The sequence below is a fragment of the Lysobacter sp. 05T417 genome, assembly GCF_056396405.1.
Map to the genome: position 1 here is coordinate 437974 of NZ_JBFTLK010000005.1, position 18973 is coordinate 456946.

The 18973-nt window shown below is 66.6% G+C and carries 22 protein-coding genes and 1 pseudogene; 9 read left to right on the forward strand and 14 right to left on the reverse strand.

Features of this window, described 5'->3' with window-relative positions; all coding sequences use genetic code 11:
- Positions 1-9: 9 nt before the first annotated feature.
- On the forward strand, positions 10-783 hold the full coding sequence (locus AC1DER_RS11600; protein WP_477243685.1) for an alpha/beta fold hydrolase: 774 nt from the start codon (positions 10-12) through the stop codon (positions 781-783).
- Positions 784-826: 43 nt separating this feature from the next.
- Here the strand turns inward: AC1DER_RS11600 and AC1DER_RS11605 are convergent, their stop codons facing one another.
- Entirely contained in the window at positions 827-1321 is a 495-nt protein-coding gene (locus AC1DER_RS11605; RefSeq protein ID WP_477243683.1) for a hypothetical protein, read from the reverse strand.
- A 43-nt stretch (positions 1322-1364) separates the two neighbouring features.
- On the opposite strand from AC1DER_RS11605, the gene AC1DER_RS11610 reads away from it, so the two are divergent.
- Positions 1365-1988: a DUF4136 domain-containing protein gene (locus AC1DER_RS11610; RefSeq protein WP_441816994.1), complete on the forward strand. Its 624-nt coding sequence runs from the start codon at positions 1365-1367 to the stop codon at positions 1986-1988.
- Positions 1989-2007: 19 nt separating this feature from the next.
- On the opposite strand, the gene AC1DER_RS11615 is transcribed toward AC1DER_RS11610, so the two are convergent.
- The 4 genes from AC1DER_RS11615 to AC1DER_RS11630 are packed head-to-tail and all read right to left on the reverse strand — an operon-like array spanning position 2008 to position 5203.
- Positions 2008-2697 carry a TorF family putative porin gene (locus AC1DER_RS11615; protein ID WP_477243681.1) on the reverse strand — a complete coding sequence of 230 codons (690 nt, stop codon included), beginning with the start codon at positions 2695-2697 and terminating at the stop codon, positions 2008-2010.
- A gap of 9 nt (positions 2698-2706) precedes the next feature.
- A complete protein-coding gene (locus tag AC1DER_RS11620) occupies positions 2707-3990 on the reverse strand; it encodes a S8 family peptidase (protein ID WP_477243679.1) in 1284 nt (427 codons plus the stop codon).
- Positions 3991-3992: 2 nt separating this feature from the next.
- A complete protein-coding gene (locus tag AC1DER_RS11625) occupies positions 3993-4658 on the reverse strand; it encodes a zf-HC2 domain-containing protein (protein ID WP_477243677.1) in 666 nt (221 codons plus the stop codon).
- Entirely contained in the window at positions 4655-5203 is a 549-nt protein-coding gene (locus tag AC1DER_RS11630; RefSeq protein ID WP_441816990.1) for an RNA polymerase sigma factor, read from the reverse strand. The genes AC1DER_RS11625 and AC1DER_RS11630 overlap by 4 nt, the downstream gene beginning before the upstream one ends.
- A gap of 267 nt (positions 5204-5470) precedes the next feature.
- Here AC1DER_RS11630 and AC1DER_RS11635 point away from each other — a divergent pair, with 267 nt between their 5' ends.
- Positions 5471-6553: a TIGR03118 family protein gene (locus tag AC1DER_RS11635; RefSeq protein WP_477243675.1), complete on the forward strand. Its 1083-nt coding sequence runs from the start codon at positions 5471-5473 to the stop codon at positions 6551-6553.
- Positions 6554-6565: 12 nt separating this feature from the next.
- Here AC1DER_RS11635 and AC1DER_RS11640 read toward each other — a convergent pair whose 3' ends face one another.
- Positions 6566-7567, reverse strand: a complete 1002-nt coding sequence (locus AC1DER_RS11640) for a hypothetical protein (protein ID WP_477243673.1) — start codon at positions 7565-7567, stop codon at positions 6566-6568.
- A 107-nt stretch (positions 7568-7674) separates the two neighbouring features.
- Between AC1DER_RS11640 and AC1DER_RS11645 the strand changes: the two genes are divergently transcribed.
- The 3 genes from AC1DER_RS11645 to AC1DER_RS11655 are packed head-to-tail and all read left to right on the forward strand — an operon-like array spanning position 7675 to position 10289.
- Positions 7675-8472, forward strand: coding sequence for an iron-containing redox enzyme family protein (locus tag AC1DER_RS11645; RefSeq protein WP_477243670.1), 798 nt, complete (start codon positions 7675-7677; stop codon positions 8470-8472).
- Positions 8472-8891 (forward strand): VOC family protein, encoded by a 420-nt coding sequence (locus AC1DER_RS11650; RefSeq protein ID WP_441816986.1) that lies wholly within the window; start codon positions 8472-8474, stop codon positions 8889-8891. The genes AC1DER_RS11645 and AC1DER_RS11650 overlap by 1 nt, the downstream gene beginning before the upstream one ends.
- Positions 8892-8903: 12 nt before the next feature.
- Entirely contained in the window at positions 8904-10289 is a 1386-nt protein-coding gene (locus tag AC1DER_RS11655; protein WP_477243668.1) for an aminotransferase class III-fold pyridoxal phosphate-dependent enzyme, read from the forward strand.
- A gap of 30 nt (positions 10290-10319) precedes the next feature.
- On the opposite strand, the gene AC1DER_RS11660 is transcribed toward AC1DER_RS11655, so the two are convergent.
- From AC1DER_RS11660 to AC1DER_RS11685, 6 genes are all read right to left on the reverse strand, one after another.
- Positions 10320-11063 carry an HvfC family RiPP maturation protein gene (locus AC1DER_RS11660; RefSeq protein ID WP_477243666.1) on the reverse strand — a complete coding sequence of 248 codons (744 nt, stop codon included), beginning with the start codon at positions 11061-11063 and terminating at the stop codon, positions 10320-10322.
- Positions 11056-11913 (reverse strand): HvfB family MNIO-type RiPP peptide maturase, encoded by an 858-nt coding sequence (locus tag AC1DER_RS11665; protein WP_477243664.1) that lies wholly within the window; start codon positions 11911-11913, stop codon positions 11056-11058. The genes AC1DER_RS11660 and AC1DER_RS11665 overlap by 8 nt, the downstream gene beginning before the upstream one ends.
- A gap of 78 nt (positions 11914-11991) precedes the next feature.
- On the reverse strand, positions 11992-12456 hold the full coding sequence (locus AC1DER_RS11670) for an HvfA family oxazolone/thioamide-modified RiPP metallophore (protein WP_477243662.1): 465 nt from the start codon (positions 12454-12456) through the stop codon (positions 11992-11994).
- Positions 12457-12518: 62 nt separating this feature from the next.
- Positions 12519-13199: an HvfX family Cu-binding RiPP maturation protein gene (locus tag AC1DER_RS11675; protein WP_477243660.1), complete on the reverse strand. Its 681-nt coding sequence runs from the start codon at positions 13197-13199 to the stop codon at positions 12519-12521.
- A gap of 218 nt (positions 13200-13417) precedes the next feature.
- Entirely contained in the window at positions 13418-14128 is a 711-nt protein-coding gene (locus AC1DER_RS11680) for an SDR family NAD(P)-dependent oxidoreductase (RefSeq protein ID WP_477243657.1), read from the reverse strand.
- Between the two features lie 143 nt (positions 14129-14271).
- On the reverse strand, positions 14272-15171 hold the full coding sequence (locus AC1DER_RS11685; protein ID WP_477243655.1) for a LysR family transcriptional regulator: 900 nt from the start codon (positions 15169-15171) through the stop codon (positions 14272-14274).
- A 148-nt stretch (positions 15172-15319) separates the two neighbouring features.
- On the opposite strand from AC1DER_RS11685, the gene AC1DER_RS11690 reads away from it, so the two are divergent.
- Positions 15320-16555 carry a cation:proton antiporter gene (locus AC1DER_RS11690; RefSeq protein WP_477243653.1) on the forward strand — a complete coding sequence of 412 codons (1236 nt, stop codon included), beginning with the start codon at positions 15320-15322 and terminating at the stop codon, positions 16553-16555.
- An 84-nt stretch (positions 16556-16639) separates the two neighbouring features.
- Here AC1DER_RS11690 and fucP read toward each other — a convergent pair whose 3' ends face one another.
- Together fucP and AC1DER_RS11700 are read right to left on the reverse strand one after the other, a co-directional pair.
- On the reverse strand, positions 16640-17941 hold the full coding sequence (fucP, locus tag AC1DER_RS11695) for an L-fucose:H+ symporter permease (protein WP_477243651.1): 1302 nt from the start codon (positions 17939-17941) through the stop codon (positions 16640-16642).
- A 29-nt stretch (positions 17942-17970) separates the two neighbouring features.
- The gene (locus AC1DER_RS11700; protein ID WP_477243773.1) at positions 17971-18369 is read right to left on the reverse strand and encodes a hypothetical protein; all 399 of its coding nucleotides are present in this window, start codon (positions 18367-18369) and stop codon (positions 17971-17973) included.
- On the opposite strand from AC1DER_RS11700, the pseudogene AC1DER_RS11705 reads away from it, so the two are divergent.
- Both AC1DER_RS11705 and AC1DER_RS11710 read left to right on the forward strand, forming a co-directional pair.
- Positions 18265-18588: pseudogene (locus AC1DER_RS11705) on the forward strand (glucokinase); the annotation flags it as partial. The gene AC1DER_RS11700 and the pseudogene AC1DER_RS11705 overlap by 105 nt on opposite strands.
- A gap of 12 nt (positions 18589-18600) precedes the next feature.
- Positions 18601-18933 carry a gamma-glutamylcyclotransferase family protein gene (locus AC1DER_RS11710; RefSeq protein WP_477243649.1) on the forward strand — a complete coding sequence of 111 codons (333 nt, stop codon included), beginning with the start codon at positions 18601-18603 and terminating at the stop codon, positions 18931-18933.
- The last annotated feature ends 40 nt before the right edge of the window (positions 18934-18973 follow it).

Here is an 18973-nt window from a genome sequence, read left to right on the forward strand (position 1 = left end):
AGAACCGACATGAGAACCTTGCTTGCTGGCATCGCCCTGGCCGCCGCCCTCGCGGGTGGAAACGCGGCTGCGCAGACTGCGAAACCCACTGTCGTGCTGGTGCACGGCGCATTCGCTGATGCATCGAGCTGGAACGGTGTCATCCGCATCCTCCAGCACGACGGCTACACCGTGATCGCGGTCGCCAATCCGTTGCGCAGCGTCAGCGGCGACGGCGCCTACGTGTCCGATATCGTCGCCAGCATCACCACGCCGGTGGTGCTGGTCGGGCACTCTTACGGAGGCAGCGTCATCACCGAGGCCGCGCGCGGCCACGGCAACGTCAAGGCGCTGGTCTATGTTGGCGCGTTCGCGCCCGCGGCCGGCGAGACGGCGGCCGGGTTGTCGGGCAAGTTCCCCGGCAGCACGCTGGGGCCGACGCTTGCGCCACCGGTGAAGCTGGCCACAGGCGGCTCCGATCTCTACATTCTCCAGGACAAGTTCCACGCGCAGTTCGCGGCGGACGTCTCCCAGGCGGATGCCGACCTGATGGCCGCAACGCAGCGACCGATCACCGAAGCCGCACTCAACGAGAAGTCCGGCGCACCTTCGTGGGCGGGCATCCCGTCGTGGTTCATCTACGGCGACCAGGACAAGAACATCCCGCCCAAGGCCCTGGATTTCATGGCCAAGCGTGCGAAGGCCAAGCAGATCGATGTGATCCGCGGCGCGTCGCACGTGGTGATGGTGTCCAACCCCGCGCCCGTGGCGAAACTGATCGAAAAGGCCGCGTCCGCACAATGACGGGCCGCCGGCGCGCACGCCGTGCGCGCCGCGCTCGCGGTGTCTACTTGTAGGTAACCGCGATGTCCGCTGCCGTCGTGTTCTGCTTGAACACGCGCGCAGTACCCATTCCGGAGATCGTCACGGACGTCTCCGACTCCCAGCGTGCCTGCACCGGTACGTCGCCGCCAAGGATCAGGGCATTGCCTGGGATATTGGCGAGGCTGGCGGATTTTGGAAGGACCGAAACCTGCGTGTTGGCAGCCGTCGTCGCGCCGCAGTTGCGGTGGAACACGACCACGCGTGAGTTCCCGCTCGGGGACGGAACGACTGCCACCTGTTCGTTCCTGCATTTCTCGCCACAGCCCGTGGCGCCTGCCAGCAACGCGAAAACGAGCAGGAAGGTGAGTGGGAGCTTCATGCGCGTCCGGCCTCGGATTGGGATCAGCCAGGCGATAGCGTCGCCGGCCGCGGTGATGGCGTCGTGAATGACGGCGATGCCATGACAGTCGATGCGCCCGCTTTCATCACATCGGGCCCCGTCACGCCTGTTTAACATGGCCTGGTCGGACGATATGTCCGCCCCATTCCCCGGAGTCCCCATGAATCGCCTGCAGTCCTGCATGCTTTGCTTTGCCTTGACCGTTGCATTGGCCCCGATCTCGCTCACCGCGGTGCACGCCAGTGAGCCCGACGGCCAGGTGCAGGTGTCGAAACCTGCGACATCGCTGCCGGGCAAGCGCTATGCGTGGGTGGACATGCCGCCACAGCTGGCGGCCGAATTCGACAAGCGCGTGCAGGATCCCAAGTTGCGCCAGCGCTTGCAGGCGTCGCTGGACAAGGCGCTGCAGGCCAAGGGCTACACGCGCACCGATGACCTCCGCCAGGCCGACATCGCAGTGGCTTACCGCGCAGGCGTCCGCGATACCGAAGAGACGACGGTTCGCGACACCGGTCTGGCGAGCGCGAACGAGACTGCGGTCGAATGCAAGGCGGGCGGCTGTTCGCAGATCGTCACCCAGGGCGCCAATGGCGTGCCTGAGGTGAAGCTCGACACGAAGGAAATGGTCGAAGGAGGGTTGCTGGTGGAAGTCCTGCAACCGGGCGACATCCGCGTGTTGTGGCGCGCGCTGTACCGCGGTTCGGTGCGGGCCAAGGCCGGCCACAAGGTCAATCTGGACTCCATTGCGACCCAGACCCTCGCGCAGCTTCCCGGCGCGCGCTGACGCAGCGGCGCGCCTGCCTCTACCAGGACCGCGACAGGCTCAACACCAGGGCCGAATGATCGACTTCCGCCGAGGGGTAGTAACGCGCCTCGTCGCCGTCGCCTGCCACCCAGGCGATCTGAAGATCGCAACCGGCAATCCCGGCGCCAACGCCAGCGCGCAGGTCCAAGTGCTGGCGCTGCAATCCGGGGAAGGACTCGGCGGTGGTGTCATGGTCCAGCCAGCCGGCATGCCCCGTCAGTCGCACGCGATCGGTCAGCGGGTAGGTACCGTTGACCTCCAGGTACAGCGCATCGGAGTCGTCGCCGAAGTATCGATGCGCGTAGTACAGGCGAACGCTCACGCGCTCCCAGTTCAGCCCGACGTGAACCTCCGGATAGTCGTAGCCGGTTGCATCGAGGAAGGCCGCGTACTCCACGCCGAGCTCCCAGCCAGTGCCATTGCCGAACCGACGCGCAATGCCCAGGTAGGGCAACAGCTGCACATCGTTGCCGCTGTCGGGATCGGGGTGCGCGCTTGATGCAAGGGCGCCAAGGAAGAAGCCATCCGCGCCGTCCCAGGCGACGCCCAGCTGCGCTGCCGGTCGGTCATCGCTGAGGGACACACCGCGAAAACGGTAATCGGAAACGACCGCGGCACTGCCCGAGACCTGAGCGCCGGCTTCGGAGGCAAACGCGATTGCGAGCAGTGCGATGGTGCCGTGCGGCACGGAAGCATCTCAGCGGCGCGGCCTCGAGCTGGTGGTCGATGATGCCGAGCAGTCGCATGCGCAGCGCTGGGTCACGCGCACGACCGCGGCGCACGCATCGATCGGTTCCGGCCGCCTCGCCGCCAAGCCTAGCTCAAGACCCGGGGCGAGGGCAGCGCGCACTTGTGCCGGCCCCGCCGTGGGCGCCAGCTCACGCAGCAGGGCCACCAGCCCGCTGACTTGAGCGGCGGCGAACGAGGAGCCAGACACCAGGCTCCAACCTCCGCCGCTCGTGGTGGCCGGGATGGCGCGGTCCGGCGCCAGCAAGGCCCCCGGCGGAACCTGCCTGCCCTGTTCACCCGCCACTGCCAGCACGTCGCGGTGGGCTGAGGGAAATCCGCCATCCGGGCGACGCGGATCCACCGCCGCGACCACGCTGGTGCCCTGCGCGAACGCAACGTCCAGCAAGCGGCCGAGCAATGGATCCGCCGGCCCGCTCAGGCTGAGGTTGAGCACCTGGACACGCGAGTCGATCGCAAACTGCAGGGCCTTGGCCAGCGTGAAACTGCTGCACACCACCTGCGCAGGTTGCTGCCCCCAGCACGCCCGCAATGCCAGCAGCCGCGCCTGCGGGGCGACGCCGGTGATGCCGATGCCATCATCGCTGCGTGCACCAATTATCCCGATCACTTCAGTCCCGTGCGCCTCTGCAGGAGACACGCCGCTGCCGACGAAGTTGCGCGTGATGATGCCGCGCCCACGCAGGTCGGGATGGCTGACGTCGACGCCGGTATCGACCGCGGCGACGGTAACGTTGCGTCCGGTCGCCAGGGCATGCAGTTCGCGCAGGTGCCAGCCGGTGACCGCAGGCTGCGCGGCAGACAGCGGATCGCCATCGGCCAACGCATGAAACAGGCCCATCGGTTGCGCCGATTCGATCCGAGGGTCGGAGGCGAGCTGCCGCACCACCTGCTCGCGTGCGCTGCGGCTGCCGGCTTCCATCACGAAGCAGTCCAGGCCGAGCGCCGGCATCGGCCAATCGTCAATGAGCTGCAGGCCGTGGGCCTGGGCAATGGTGCGCGCTATCCGTCGCCGCGCCTCGCGACCGGGCGCACTGCGGTAGTTGCCGGCGTAGTCCGCGTCGGGGCGAAGGTGCGGCGGTGGAACGCGAAGCATGACCAGCAGCTGGCGATCGGTCTGCGGCTGCGAGTCGTGTTCGACCGCGTTGCCGGCAGCCGGCACGGCGGCAGGAATGGCCGCCGCGACGGGAGTCACGATACCCAGGACCAGCGCGGCTGCCAGGAGCGCGCGCATGGTCAGCGCCGCTCGACCGGTTCGAGACTTTCCACGAGGGTCACGCCATCGGCAGCGCGTAGCGCCGCACGCACCTCCGGTTCGCGCGACGCGGGCACGGCCAGGACGTAGGCGCCGGCCTCGTTCGGTCCGTCCACGATCCTGGCCTGGCTGGCCCGCAGGAGCTGCTGCATGCGGGCGTGCTCGATGTGCGGGTCGAACACCACGACCAGGTGTCGAAGCCCTGCGTCGGCGATGCCGGGCGCCGGCGTGTCGCCAAGCGCGCGGTACATGGCGGGCGCGGGCAGGTCTGCGCGATACGCAACGATGCCGAGCATGGCTAACGCCAGCGCGCACGGAACCGCCACCGCAGGACGCAACCACGCCGACAATCCGGACCATGCCTGGCGTGTGCGCGCGGCCATTGAGCGGGTGGGTCGGGGATGGGGCGCCTGCAGGCGTTGGCGCAGGCGAAGGAATGCCGCAGTCGGGTCGGGCGATGCGTGCTCCGCGGCGCGCGAAGCGGCCAGGCCGCGGAGCAGCTCGACCTCGCGCTGGCATTGCGGGCACTGGCCAAGGTGACGCTCGACGCGCGCGTGCTCGCCCTCGTCGAGCGTGCCGTTGACGTACCACGGCAGCAGACGGTCCGCCTCGTTGTGCGCCGAACCTTCGAAACGAAGAATGGTCACATGGCCTCCTCGCGGCTCCCGCCCAGCAACTCCCTGAGCCGACGCCGCGCATAGAACATCCGCGTCTTCACCGTGTCGACCGGGCAGTCCATGACAACCGCAATCTCGCGACAGGCGTAGCCCAGGTAGTACGTCAGTTCAATCGCCGCGCGCTGTTCGGCCGACAGCACGCGCATGGCCTGGTCGAGCATGGCGTGGACATCGCGTCGCTGCAGTTCGGCATCGGGCTCGAGTTGCGTCGACGGCAGCGGCTCGTCATCGAGCGTCCCGGCGTTCAATCCATCCGATGCCTGCCGCAGCGCCTTGAGCGCCTGCCGATAGGCGATGCCGAATATCCACGTCGATACCTTCGCTTCCGGGTCGTAGGTGTGCGCCCTGCGCCATACAACCAGCATGGTGTCGTCGAGGATCTCCTCAACCAGCGCCGGCCTGCGCGTCATGCCAAGCAGGAAGCGGCTCAGGCGCGGATGGTAGAGCCGGTACAGGACCTCGAAGGCGTCCATCTGTTCAGCCGCGACACGGCCCATCAGGACAACCTCGTCCATGCGGCCCTGATCGCCGCGTGCTCCGCCCTCTATGCCCGGTCCAGCGGCCACCCTGTGTCCTCATGCGCGCACGTCGTCAATACCGTGGACGGCGCGATCGGTTCAATCGTCTGCGTGGCGATTGTGGGCCTGGGACTCGCGCCCTGTTGTTACGCGTGCGTGAGCTTGAACCGGATGCGGCCATGCCGGCATGCACTCCCTGCAGCGCCGGGCCCGCGCTGCCGCGACAGCTTTCCCGCACACAATCCCTGCAACAGGAGCCTGGACATGAAGTCATCAGCCGTTTTCTGCGCGCCCCTGGCATTGGCAATGGTGGTCGCCTTCGCGGCCGCACCCCGAGCCGAGGCCGCCGGCGTTCGTTACGCGCAGCGCAATCTGGTGTCGGACGGCGCCATTCCCGCCGAACGCACCGATCCGAACCTCGTCAACTCGTGGGGCGTGGCGTTCAATCCGTTCGGCTTTGTCTGGGTGGCCGATGCCGACGCGCACGTGTCCACGCTGTATGACGGCGATGGCAACGTGCAGTCGCTGGTCGTGCAGATCCCCACGGCAACCACCGCTGACGGTGGCGAGCCGACCGGCATCGTCTTCAATGCCTCCGGTGCCTTCCTGGTGAGCCAGGGCGGGCTGTCAGGGGCTGCACGCTTCCTGTTTGCCACCGAGCAGGGCGTGATCGCCGGCTGGGCGCCCAACGTCGATCCCACCCACGCCATCCGCGCGGTCAACAACTCCGCCACCGGCGCCAACTACAAGGGCCTGGCGCTGAGCGCGGGCGGCGCCGGGCAACTGCTCTATGCGACCGATTTCTTCCACGCCCGCGTGGATGTGTTCGACAGCACCTTCAAGCCGGTCGCACTGCCGCCCGGGGCATTCACCGACCCTGGCATCCCGCGCGGATTCGCACCGTTCGGAATCCAGGCCATCGGCGGCGACATCTACGTGACCTACGCCAAGCAGAACGCCAGCATGACCGATGAAGTGCGTGGTCCCGGGCTGGGCTACGTCGACGTGTACACGCCCACCGGCAAGCTCATACGTCGCATCGCCACGCGCGGCACGCTGAATGCGCCTTGGGGCATCGCGCTGGCGCCGGCGGATTTCGGGTCCTTCAGTAATGCGCTACTGATCGGCAACTTCGGCGACGGCCACATCAATGCCTATGAGCCCGTATTCGGCATCCCGCTTGGCGTGCTGCGCGACAGCCATCTGCGACCGATCGCGATTGACGGCCTGTGGGGCATGGCATTCGGCAACGGCATCGCCAATCAGCCGGTCAATACCCTGTTCTTCGCATCCGGTCCGGATGACGAGGAGCATGGCCTCTACGGTCGCCTGGACGCGATTCCGTAGCCCTGCACTCCTTCATGGACGACCGACGCCGGGTGCCCGAGGGCGCCCGGCGCGGCTTTCGCGCAGTGCACCGCGCAGCCGCCGTAGCGGCGACTTGAGCGGCAGCGCGAACCGGCGATAGAAGTACGAGACCACGCGTCGCGACATCGGTACGCGCCGCGCCAGGCCTTCCTCGATCGTGTAGATGCACGGTGCGCAGATCCCGCAGGGGCGGCCACGCAGTGGCGTATGGCAGAACCACGTCATGTCCATGACCGCGCTCCAGCCATCGGTACCTGCGCGCCGGTCGATCCCGACCTTGTCGATGTGGAACAGTGGAAAGCCGAAATAGCGGAACAGCCGGAACTCGGGTGTATCGGCGTGGCGCGGGTCGACGCGTACGCTCCGGTAGCCGTCGGGATGGTCGAACTCCAGCGCATACGGACGCACCAGCGCCTGCACCTTGTCATCCACATGCACGCCAAGTTCGATCTGATCGATCGCGTTGTGCTTGCAGAACGAAGGCAGCCACGCGTACTGGCTGCCGATGAAGACCCGCTGGCGGATCTCACGCAGCGCCGCGGCAATCTCTTCGTCGACCATGACATCACGAACCGAAGCCACGCGGATCGGGTGAAGAAGCTCGCGCACGTGCGGGTACACGGCCCGCAGATGGTTGCCGATGCGCGCCATGGTCTGCAGCTCGATCGCGGTCGACGGCCGCGTCGGGTCTTCAAGGTAATAGGGAACCACCGGAACGCGATGCTCCAGCAGCAACTGCAGCAGCCGGAACGTCGAATCCCAGCCGCCTGTCCACAGCAGATTGACTGCGCAGCGGCGCGATTCCCTGTTGGATGAATCCATCGGCTCGACCTGGCTCCGGTGCATCAGCGCTGAGCACATCGTATAGCGCATCGCGCGCCGTGAACGAACGCTGCATGACTGGCGCATTTTTCCGAACGAAGCGTGAACCACGCAACAGCGAATGTGGATGATGAATACGTCGCAGCCGCGATGAAGCGCGATCACATCCACGTCCGGTGAAGATTTGCGCGAAATTGCGACGCGTTGGTCAACGTCGAGTGAAATATGACATCAACACGCGAAGTATGCTCCGGCCAAACTTCTCCAAGGTTGGGCGCATGACATTGCTGAAGAACCCGAGCGAACAGGACTCGTCATCCGCCGAGGCCGACGCGATCCGATCAGACGCGATCCAGACCGGTGGTTGGGACAGGCAGAGCTTCTGGCGGTTCGCCGACAAGGCGAAGGAGGCAACCGAAGCACTGGCCGCGCAGAAGATGCAGGTGCTGCCGCACTTGTCGATCGACGAGCTGCGCCTGGTCTGCACGCAGTACCGCTTCTTCACCATCGACTACATCAGCGACCTGGCCCTGCTGGTGGCGAAGCTGCCATTCGGCGGCCTGCGCAGCCTGCTCAGCGAGATCCTTGCCGAGGAACTCGGCGAGGGCAACCCGGCCCAGGCGCATCCGGCCATCTACGACCGCTTCCTCGCAACCATTGGCGTGGAACCCGCGCAGCTCGAACGCTGCCTGCCGGCCAACCGCGCCAACCTGGACAGATTGACGCGGCAACTGGCTGCGCGGGGGTCTGCATTCGGTGTGGGATTGCGCGGAATGGGCGGCGAGTGCCTTTGCCAGACCTACCTGTCGGTCATGTTCGAGCACCTGCAGACGCATCCGTACATGATCCAGAACGCCAAGAGCATCGACTGGGAGTTCTGGACCATCCATACCGGCGAGCAGGACATCATCCACGGCGAACTCACGCGCCAGGCCATCGACGACTACCTGTTGCATGAGCCCGAGTCGCTGTCGCAGCTGGCGCAGGGCTACGAATGCAGCATCACCGCGTGGAACCTGTTCTGGCAGAACATCTTCGCCGCATGCCGGACGTCGCCGGGCATGAGCCAACGTTGATGCCAACGATCAACCAGTTCCACCTGGCGTTCCCGGTCCGCGACCTGGACGAGGCGCGTCGCTTCTACGGCGGCGTCATTGGCTGTCCGCAGGGCAGGAGCGATACCCACTACCAGGACTTCGACTTCTTCGGTCATCACCTGGTCGCGCATATCGGCGGCGATGAGCGGCCATTGCTCGACAGCCAGTTCGATGGCGAGGCGGTGCCGGTACCGCACTTCGGCATGAACCTGGACCGCGAGTCGTGGGAGACCCTCGCCAGGCGCCTGACGACGGCCGGGATCGAGTTCGCCGAGGCGCCGCACCTTCGGCTGAAAGGCAAGCCGGGGCAGCACGTGACCATGTTTCTCTTCGATCCATCGGGGAATGCGCTAGAGTTCAAGTCGTTCGACGATCCGGAACAGACTTTCATCCCCTGAGCGCGGAACGACATGCGTGACGCAAACCAATACGGTGCGGCCGGTGTGCCCGGCGCCGGCGGCACGCGATCGGCGGCTGCCAGCAACGACAAGCTGCACGTGCTGCATTCATGGTCGGCGCATGGCGCGCTCGATCCGCTCGTCGTCACGGGCGCCGAGGGTGTCCATTTCAGCGACGAGAGCGGCCGCCGCTGGCTCGACTTTTCCAGCCAGCTGGTCAACGTCAATGTGGGTCATCAGCACCCGAAGCTCGTCGCCGCGATCAAGGCCCAGGCCGAGAAGCTGTGCACGGTGGCGCCATACCACGCCAACGAGGCAACCAGCGAAGCCGCGCGCCTGATCGCCGAAGTCGCGCCCGGTGACTTGAACCGCGTCTTCTTCACCAACGGTGGCGCCGAGGCGATCGAGAACGCGATCCGGATGGCCCGCCTCCACACCGGTCGCCACAAGGTGCTGACCGCGTATCGCAGCTACCACGGCGCGACCGCGGGCGCGATCACCGCCACTGGCGATCCGCGACGCTGGGCGTCCGAGCCTGGCGCTCCGGGGTTTGCGAGGTTCTGGGGGCCATATCCGTACCGCTCCGCATTCCATTCCAGCGATGCGCAGGAGGAATGCGCGCGTGCCCTCTCGCACCTGGCCGACACCATCATGGTCGAAGGCGCAAAGGGCATTGCCGCGATCGTGCTCGAACCGGTGGTCGGTTCCAGCGGGATCCTGGTTCCACCCGACGGTTACCTCCAGGGCGTGCGCGCGCTGTGCGACGCGCACGGCATCATGCTGATCGCCGACGAGGTGATGGCGGGCTTTGGTCGCTGCGGCGAGTGGTTCGCCATCGATCACTGGCGCGTCGTACCGGACCTGATCACCTTCGCCAAGGGTGTCAATTCCGGTTACGTCCCGCTCGGTGGCGTGATCATGAGCGATGCGATCTCCGCCAGCTTCGAATCTCGCGCCTATCCGGGCGGGCTGACCTACGCGGGCCATCCATTGGCTTGCGCGGCGGCCGTTGCCTGCATCGGCATCTACCGCGAGCAAGGCACCATCGAGCACGCAAGGCGCCTGGGCGAAGAGGTGTTCAAGCCGGCACTGCAGGCGATGCGCGACCGCCACCCATCGGTGGGCGACGTGCGTGGACTGGGCGCGTTCTGGGCGATCGAGCTGGTCCGCGACCGCGCCACCCGCGAGCCGCTCGTTCCGTTCAATGCCGCCGGTGCCGACAATGCACCGATGGTCGAGTTCGCATATGCCTGCAAGCGCCATGGCCTGTGGCCTTTCGTCGTGGGCAACCGCGTGCACGTGGTGCCGCCGTTGATCATCGACGAGCAGACCCTGCGCGACGGCCTGGCGATCATCGACGAGGCGCTGGACGTCGCTGACCGCTATTGCGTTGGATGAACCCCGGGGATGGGCCCACCACACGGACCATCACACGGCCGTACCGATCACCACGCCCTGTTCGCGCAATGCCAGCAACAACTCATGGCCTTGCTCAAGCATCCAGCCGGGATCCGCGCCGGCTTCGGTGGCCAGCGCCTCAAGATGCGCGCGCCCGCTCCGTGCGTCGCCTTGCAACGACACCAGCAAGCCAAACGCCAGCGGTGCAATGCGGGTGAAGCGGACCTGATGCGCGACGTCACGATGGACGAGCAGGGTCGTGGCCACTTCCGGTGCGATCGGCGGAACATGGCCAGGGCCGATGTCGGTGACCGGCCACCGGTAGGCCAGCGGTACCGATAGCGGCGACAGCAACGGCACGCCTTCGAACAGATCGCCGTCCGGATCGTGCGGCGGAAGTTGCGCGTCGCTGCTGAACAGGGACTGCTCGATCCATTCGTAATGCGCCAGTTCGGGCAGCCATTCCGGCAGGCCGGCATCGCTCGCGTGCCCATCGATGTAGCCGACGAATTCGGCGGCGACCTGCGTGAACAACGGCGTGCGACTGCGATGCGTGGCGTAGAACGCCTGCACCAGCCCTTTCCAGCGTTGGTCGCCGAGCGTGCCGCGGATCACCGGGAAGCTGCCCGCAAGCAAGCCCTCGATCGCGCCCAGGAACAGTTCGCGATACACGCGAAGGCGCCGGTCCTCGATGCCGGGCGGAGGCGGGTTGGCAGCGGGATCGCGCAGATGCCGCGCCAAGGTGAATTGCTGCTCGCGAAGGACTTCATGCACGGGACTGCTCCAGCAGGCGATGACGGTCGTCGTGCGCGGTCTGCATCATGCGGATGCGCCAGGTTTCGGCCAGCAGTTCCGCAATCGGGGGAAAGTTGAAGTCGCGCTCCAGCAGCGTCGGTCGCACGCCGAACCGGCGGTAGGCGCTGTCCAGCAGCGACCAGACGTCGCCCTTCACCGGCGCGCCGTGGGTATCGACCTTCAGGTCGATGTCCTCATCAAAGTGACCGGCGATGTGGTACGAGGCGATTCGGTCAGGCGGAAGTCGCGCCAGGAACGCCTGCGGATCGTAGCCGTGGTTGATGGCGTTGACGTACAGGTTGTTGACGTCCAGCAGCAGGTCGCTATCGGCCTCGACCAGGACGGCGTTGATGAAGTCGATCTCGGCCAGCGCCTGGTAGGGCGCGGCGTAGTACGAGACGTTCTCTACGGCGATGCGCCGGCCCAGCACGTCCTGCACCTGGCGGATCCGCGCGGCGACGTGGACGATGGCTTCATCGGTGAAGGGAATCGGCATCAGGTCGTAGAGATGGCCGTCGTCGGAGGTGTAGCTCAGGTGCTCGCTGTACAGCACGACATCGAAGCGTTCGTTGAACTCGCGGGTGCGCTTGAGCAGTTCCATGTCCAGCGGCTCGGTGCCGCCCAGCGACAATGACAGGCCGTGCGCGCTGATCGGAAATCGCGAAGACAGCTGGGCCAGTTGTTCGCCGAACCTGCCGCCGACGCCGATCCAGTTGTCCGGAGCCACTTCGAGGAAGTCCACCGCGCCATCGTCCATGGCCAGCAGTTCGGGGATCAGGCCGCGACGCAGGCCCAGGCCGGCAGACGTGGTTGCAGCGATGGTGTGCATGGGGCAAACCTCGGTTGAAGCGTGCCCCGTCGTCGTCGACAACGGGGACGCGCTGTGGTCCAGGAAGCGGCGAAAGACTTACTTGCCGATCTTCGCGAACAGGCCGGCCGGCATCGGCTTGCCATTGGCCGCGTAGGTGGCCTTCAGGAAGTCGTAGGCCTCCTTCTCGGAGATGTAGCCGTCGCTGTCGGTATCGAGCTTGGCGAAATCGCCGGCGCGGTCGCCGGCAACGGCGATGAACTCGGACTTGGAGACGCGACCGTCGTCGCTGGTGTCGGTCTTGGCGAACGAGGCATCGCCACACTTGCCTTCGCCGCACTTGCCCTCGGCGGTCTTGCCGGTAGCGGTGGCAGCCTTGTCGGACTTGGCACCGGTGGCGCCGCACTTGCCTTCGCCACACTTGCCTTCTCCGACGGCGTGGCTGGCGGCCAGCATGTAGCCCTGCGACAGCGGCTGCATGGCGAACGCGGAACCGCTCAGGACGAGACCAGCCAGGGCGATGCCGAGCATGCCGACGGAATTGCGATTGTTGATACGGGACATTTCATTTCTCCAGGGGGTGGGGGGTGGTGCGGGGTTGTTTGCAGGAAGCAATCAGGAAGCAATCAGGAAGCGATCACGAAGCGGTTGCCAGGACGTTCACGACGATGTGACCAGGCCAGCAGACCCAGGCCGGCGACAGCAGTGACGCCACCGGACCACGGCAACAGCAGCGACACGGTCAGTCCCGTGGCGAACAGCACCAGGCCCCAGGCGGATTTGTCGGCAGGCGCGGTCAGCGATGCGGCGGGCCGATGCGCGTTGAGCAGGCGGTCGAGGCTGAGGCGGCCGCCGCCGTTGAGCATCAGCGGCAGCAACATCACCAGGTAGATGAGCGGCAGCTTGTAATTGCCATGCCCGGCATTGCTGATGGCGTAGCCCTGCCACAACTCGGACAGGCTCGACCAGTCGGAAGGCCAGTGCACCGCGTAGATCGCAACGACCGTCAGCACCCACAGCGTGGCGGCCGCGTAGCGTGTGCCAAGCCCGACCAGCAGGGCGATGCTGCCAGCCAGTTCGAGCCAGGTGGCGAGCGTCCAGTTGACGTTGGCGCTCAACAGCGAGAACGGCAACGGGAACTTGTCGCCGAGGTCGGCGAACCAGTTGTCGCCCTGCAGCTTCTCGCGCCCGGCCTCGAAGAACTCCCACGCCAGCAGGACGCGCAGGCCGAGCGGGGACAGCCATTGGCCGACGCCATCGACGCGGGACAGCAGGGCGGGGGCGGGCTTGCGGTTGGACGTTGGCATTGCGGTTCCTCGTGGACGCCGTTGTTCTTCGGTGTCGCCATTTCGAGGCTTCGAGGTATCGCGCCGGTGTCGTGCAACCGGTCTTTTTGTCGGGAAACGTGGCCGCCGCTACCGCCGATACATTCGGATACAGATCCAGGCCCCCACCGTGCCAGCCCCTGAAACGACATCACCCCCGGATTGCTCCAGGGGTGATGGGGCGCAGCGGCTACGTCAGGTCAGTGACCGGCGCTCTGGCCGCCATCGACGTGGAGGATCTCGCCGGTCACGAAGCCGGCCGACTCCAGGTACAGCACCGCCTGGACCACATCGCTGATCTCGCCCATGCGGGCGACCGGATGCAGCGCGGCCAGCCATTCATGCGTCTCCGGCGCGTGCAGCGGCGTCTTGATGATGCCAGGAGAGACCGCATTCACGCGGATGCCGCGCTTGGCGTACTCGATGGCGAGCGACCGGGTGGCGGCGTTGAGGCCGCCCTTGCTAAGCGACGCCAGCACCGACGGCACGCCGTCGATCGCATGGTCGACCAGGCTGGTGGTGATGCTGACCACATGGCCGCTGCCCTGCTTTTCCATGACCTTCAAGGCGGCCTGGGTAAGGTTGAAGAAGCCATCGACGTTGATCGAAAGCACCTTGGAGTAGTCGTCGGCGCTGTAATCGGTGAACGGCTTGGCGACGAACACGCCGGCGTTGTTGACGACGGTGTCGATGCGGCCGAACCTGGCCAGCCCTTCGCTGATGATGCGTTCGGCCACGTCCCGGTCGGCGATGTCGCCGGCAATGGTCAGGATGTCCGGATCGTTCGATGGCTTGATCGAACGCGAGTTGGCGATGACGGCGTAGCCGCGGTCGCGGAAGGCCTGGACCAGGCCCGCGCCAATGCCCTGCGATGCGCCGGTGATGGCGACGACTTTGCGTGAAGTGCTCATGGTGGTTCTCGAAGTTTGGGGGGAGGGCGGAGGTGCCAGCGTGTGCTGGCATTTCCGTCGGGGCCCAATCTAGGAGCGAACCTGCGGCTTGCGAATCCACGGCGTCCGGCGATCACTCTTCCGCAAAACGGCGTAATGCTCGCCTAGGCCTTTGGAGACAGCCGCGCGAAGCTGGCGCGCAGGCGCGGCAGGGCGAAGTCGACGAAGGCCCGGACCTTCGGCACCGACAAACGCCCTTGCGGCGACACCAGGTGGACCGGGATCAGTCCCGGCTCGACGTCGGCCAGGACCACCCGCAAGGCCTCGGCCTCGATTTCGGGACCCACGTGGTACGACAGCAGCCGGGTGACGCCGTGCCCTTCAACCGCGGACGCAACCGCGGCGCGGACGTTGTTGACCACCAGGCGCGGGGTGAAGGAAACCGAGCGGGCGATGGTCGAGCCTTCCGCCGGCGGGAAGCTCCAGGAATCGAAGCCCGAATGCGTCAGTGCAATGATCTGGTGCCTGGCGAGGTCTGCCATCTCCTCGATGCGCGGGTGTGCAGCCAGATAGCGCGGCGATGCCACGACGACCCGGCGTGCATCGCCGACACGGTGCGCCACCAGTGTCGAATCGGCGAGGTGGGTGATGCGAAGCGCGAGGTCCATGCCTTCGTCGATCAGGTTGACCGGGCGCTCCAGCAGGTGCATCCGCACGGTGACGGTCGGGAACTCCTCCATGAAGGCATCCACGACCGGGCGCAGGATTTCCACGCCGGCGAACACGGTGGAGGTGATGGTCAGCGTGCCGCGCGGGACGGAGCGTTCGCCGGCAGCCTGGCGGTCGGCCTCCTCCAGGTCGGCCAGCACCTTGCGGCACGCCAGTGCATAGCGCTCGCCGGCTTCGCTGAGCTTGATCGAGCGCGTGGTCCGGTGCAGCAAGGGCACGCCGACGTGTGCTTCGAGCGATGCGACCGCCCTGCTGACCGCGGCCGGCGACCGACCGGTCCTGCGACTGGCGCCGGCGAGACTGCCCTCGTCGAGGGCAGCGATGAAGATCTTCATGGCCTCGATGCGATCCATAACCCCAGCGACTCTCCCGGAGCCGTCATGCCCGCAACGCGGTGGAGGCAAAGTCTGCCGCCGTGGCGGTTAGTGGCCGGTGACGCGGTGCCTTTGCTGTTTCGCTGGTGTGGTGGCTATGATCCGAGCCGTGCAGTCACTCATCGCCGCCGCCTTCGATGTCCTGGTGTTCGTCGTCCTCGCATGGTGCGTGTGGCGCGGGCTGGGCAGGTCGATCCCCATTGCCGTGATCCCGATCGTGATTGGCCTGGTCATGGCGGCCACCGGTGCCGGCTCCCTCGGGCTTCCCTCCGCCCTCGGCGATGACATCGGCTGGGTCGGCGTGCTGCTGCTGGCTTTCACGGCCGGCATGGAGACGCGCCAGGAGGCGCATCTGCCCGCGCAAACCGGCACGGCATCCAATGCCAACGCCGGCAGGCTGCGATTCCTCACCAGTGCAGCGGTCGCACTGCTGCTGCCGTTCTGTGTCGGCACCGCTGCGGCGCACTTCTATTTCACACGCCTGCCTGGCTGGGACGCACCCCGCGGTGGCGAGTGGCTGGGATCGGTGGCGATTGGTCTTTGCCTGGCGGTCAGTGCGCTGCCGGTGCTGATCGGCATCGTTCGCGAACTGGGGCCGCTGCACCGCAGGCTCTCGCAGATGGCGCTCGGCATCGCGGTGATCGACGACGCGGTGTTGTGGGTCGGACTCGCCCTCGTCCTGCTCGTGGCCGATAACGGCTCGCTGCTGGACGGCGTGTCCGCCGGGCAGTTGGCGGCGCTGCTGTTGCTCGTTGTGCTGGCGACCGCGGCAACCCTGGTCAAGCGCCTGCAACTGTTGCCGCCGCGCTGGCTGGTCTGGGCGATCCTGCCGGTATTCCTTGGCGCCGGCGCGTGGTCGACGTCGCAACTGGGGTTGCATGCACTGCTCGGTGCCTATTTCGCCGGCGCGATGGTGCCGCAGGCGTGGGCGAGGCAGGTGCCGGTCGAGCGCATTGGCCAGGTCGCGCTGGTCGCCCTGGCTCCGCTGTTCTTCGGCCACAGTGGCCTGAAGATCGATGGCGACGTGCTGGGCTGGGCGTCGCTGCAGGCGTCCGTGGCGCTGCTGGTGCTGGCGGTGGTCGCCAAGCTCGCCGCGGTGCGGCTTTATCCGCCGGCACCGGGACTGCATCGGCGCGATGCCCTGGCGGTGGGCGCCCTGCTCCAGTGCAAGGGCCTGATGGAGATCGTGGCCGCTACCATCCTGCGCGACAAAGGGCTGCTCTCCGAACATGCGTTCGCGGCACTGGTGACGCTGGCGGTGCTGTCGACCTTGCTGACCGGCCCGGCGTTCCGCTGGCTGGTTCGCGAACGCACGGTCGAGTCGCCGGGCCGCGAGATGGCCTGACGGTCAAAAGAAAAAGGCCCCTTGCGGGGCCTTTTTCATTATCGATATCGGGATCGATATCGGGATCGAGATCCGGTCGCCGGCTCAGTGCCGCGGCTGCAGCAGTGCCGCACCTTCGGCCTGCCCCAGGTGCGAGGCCACGCGCGACCCGCGCAAGCCGTACCAGGCGATGTAGGCATAGCAGACCAGCGGCACCGCGAACGCCGCCTGGATGCCGATGCTGTCGGCCAGTGCGCCCTGCAGCATCGGCACGAGTGCGCCGCCCACGATCGCCATCACCAGCAGGCTGGACGCCTTGCCGGTCAGCGGACCCATGCCCTCGATCGCCGAGGCGAAGATGGTCGGGAACATGATCGAGTTGAACAGGCCGATCGCCAGCACGCTCCACATCGCGACATGGCCGTGCGTGCTCATCGTCGTTGCCAGAAGCGCCGCGGCAACCACGGCGAACAACACCAGCAGCTTGCGTGCATCGATCACCGTCATCAGCGCCGCGCCGATGAAGCGGCCGACCATCGCGCCGCCCCAGTACCAGACGAGGTAGCGACTGGCGGTGGCTTCGGTCAGGCCGCCGATGTCGGGCTGGGCCATGTAGTTGATCAGGAAGCTGCCGATGGAGACCTCGGCGCCGACATACAGGAAGATCGCCAGCACGCCCCAGCGCAGGTGCGGGTGCTGCAGCGTCTCGCGGTAGGTGTGGTGATGGAGCTTGTCGCCGGCGTCGGTCGCCTCGCGCAGCGACGGGATGCGCAGCAGCAGCACCAGCGCCGCCATGGCGAGCAGGCCGCCGGCCAGCAGCAGGTACGGGATCTGCACCGACTGCGCCTGCGTGGTCTTGTAGGCCGTCAGCGCTTCGGGCGCCATCGCCGCCAGCTGGTCCGCGCCCAGCACCGCGCCGGACAGGATCAGCGGGCCGATGAAGTACGGGAAGAGCGTCGTTCCCAGCGAATTGAGCGCCTGGGCGAGGTTGAGCCGGCTGTGCGAAGTGGCCGGGTTGCCGAGCAGGCTGATGTAGGGATTGGCGGCGACCTGCAGCAGGGTGATGCCGCTGGCGAGCACGAACAGCGCCACCAGGAAGACCGCGTACGAAGGCAGGCGTGCGGCCGGGTAGAACATCGCCGCGCCCACGGCGGCGGTCAGCAGGCCAATGACGATGCTCGACTTGTAGCCGATCCGCGACACCACCGCGCCGGAGGGCAGCGACATCAGGAAGTAGGCGCCGAAGAAGGTGAACTGGATCAGCATCGTCTGCGCGTAGTTCATCGCGAACACGGCTTTGAGATGCGGGATCAGCACGTCGTTGAGACTGGTCATGCCGCCCCACGCGAAGAAGATCAGACTGATGATCGCGATGGTGACGGGGGTGGACAGCTGGCGTTGCGTCATGTGGGCTCCGCTGACAAAAAGGGTGGGCCTCAGTGGGCGCCCGGTGATTGGCTGGCTGCGGTCTGCTGCTGCCTGACGTGGGTCATTATGTTGGCGAAGGTATCGACCCAGTACTCATCGCGGTGCCGGGCCAGATAGTCCAGCAGTTCCTGATGTGCCTGCGCCGACGTGGTGAGGTAGTCGCCGCCCACGCCGTGAAAGGTCAGGCTGACCAGGCCATGCTTGTGCCGGGCCTGTTTGACCAGCGCGATCAACTGCTTGCCGGTCATCCCTTCGGTGGAGATTACCGGAACCGAGGCCGGGTCCATCGCCGCGACATCGGCCGTGACCGCACTGCCGCCGACGCGGACGACACCTACTGCCAGCAGGCGATCGAGATCTTCTGCGCGGCGTTCGGCTCCATGGCCGGCGACCTCGTGCTGATGCACGGTGCCTGGGATGGCGTGTTCCTCGCCGGGGGCCTTGTTCCGAAACTGCTCCCCGCGCTGCAGGCGTCGTCGTTCCGCGCCCGTTTCGAAAGCAAGGGCCGCTTCTCGTCGGCACTGGCCCAGGTGCCTTCGCTGGCCATCGTGCACCCGAGCTCCGGGCTGCTGGGAGCGGCGGCGCATGCAGTGGAGATGTTCCAATCGGCCGGTGCATCAGGCTAGAGTTGCAGTGCCATGAGCCGACTATTTGTCTACGGAACCCTCGCGCCGGGACGCCCCAACGCGCACGTGCTGGCCAACGTGGCTGGCACCTGGGAGCCGGCGACGGTGAGGGGCACGTTGTTCCAGCAGGGCTGGGGCGCGGCGATCGGCTTCCCGGGCATCGTTCTGGAGGCGTCTGGCGACGAGGTGCAGGGGCTCGTCTTCAGTTCGGATGAACTGGCCGACCACTGGGCGCGCCTGGATGCATTCGAGGGCGAAGGCTACCAGCGCGTGCTCACCTCGGCGACGCTCCGCGACGGGACGGTGGTGGACGCTTACATCTATCAGCTCAGCGACAGCCGTTGAGGCCTTGGGGCAACCAATGAGCACCCGAATGCCGCAGCCG

What these genes read in the sequence shown, in the direction of transcription:
- AC1DER_RS11600 (WP_477243685.1), top strand. Translation starts at nt 10, where the DNA reads ATGAGAACCTTGCTTGCTGGCATCGCCCTGGCCGCCGCCCTCGCGGGT.
- AC1DER_RS11605 (WP_477243683.1), bottom strand. Translation starts at nt 1,321, where the DNA reads ATGTTAAACAGGCGTGACGGGGCCCGATGTGATGAAAGCGGGCGCATC.
- AC1DER_RS11610 (WP_441816994.1), top strand. Translation starts at nt 1,365, where the DNA reads ATGAATCGCCTGCAGTCCTGCATGCTTTGCTTTGCCTTGACCGTTGCA.
- AC1DER_RS11620 (WP_477243679.1), bottom strand. Translation starts at nt 3,990, where the DNA reads ATGCGCGCGCTCCTGGCAGCCGCGCTGGTCCTGGGTATCGTGACTCCC.
- AC1DER_RS11630 (WP_441816990.1), bottom strand. Translation starts at nt 5,203, where the DNA reads ATGGACGAGGTTGTCCTGATGGGCCGTGTCGCGGCTGAACAGATGGAC.
- AC1DER_RS11635 (WP_477243675.1), top strand. Translation starts at nt 5,471, where the DNA reads ATGAAGTCATCAGCCGTTTTCTGCGCGCCCCTGGCATTGGCAATGGTG.
- AC1DER_RS11645 (WP_477243670.1), top strand. Translation starts at nt 7,675, where the DNA reads ATGACATTGCTGAAGAACCCGAGCGAACAGGACTCGTCATCCGCCGAG.
- AC1DER_RS11650 (WP_441816986.1), top strand. Translation starts at nt 8,472, where the DNA reads ATGCCAACGATCAACCAGTTCCACCTGGCGTTCCCGGTCCGCGACCTG.
- AC1DER_RS11655 (WP_477243668.1), top strand. Translation starts at nt 8,904, where the DNA reads ATGCGTGACGCAAACCAATACGGTGCGGCCGGTGTGCCCGGCGCCGGC.
- AC1DER_RS11665 (WP_477243664.1), bottom strand. Translation starts at nt 11,913, where the DNA reads ATGCACACCATCGCTGCAACCACGTCTGCCGGCCTGGGCCTGCGTCGC.
- AC1DER_RS11670 (WP_477243662.1), bottom strand. Translation starts at nt 12,456, where the DNA reads ATGTCCCGTATCAACAATCGCAATTCCGTCGGCATGCTCGGCATCGCC.
- AC1DER_RS11675 (WP_477243660.1), bottom strand. Translation starts at nt 13,199, where the DNA reads ATGCCAACGTCCAACCGCAAGCCCGCCCCCGCCCTGCTGTCCCGCGTC.
- AC1DER_RS11680 (WP_477243657.1), bottom strand. Translation starts at nt 14,128, where the DNA reads ATGAGCACTTCACGCAAAGTCGTCGCCATCACCGGCGCATCGCAGGGC.
- AC1DER_RS11685 (WP_477243655.1), bottom strand. Translation starts at nt 15,171, where the DNA reads ATGAAGATCTTCATCGCTGCCCTCGACGAGGGCAGTCTCGCCGGCGCC.
- fucP (WP_477243651.1), bottom strand. Translation starts at nt 17,941, where the DNA reads ATGACGCAACGCCAGCTGTCCACCCCCGTCACCATCGCGATCATCAGT.
- AC1DER_RS11710 (WP_477243649.1), top strand. Translation starts at nt 18,601, where the DNA reads ATGAGCCGACTATTTGTCTACGGAACCCTCGCGCCGGGACGCCCCAAC.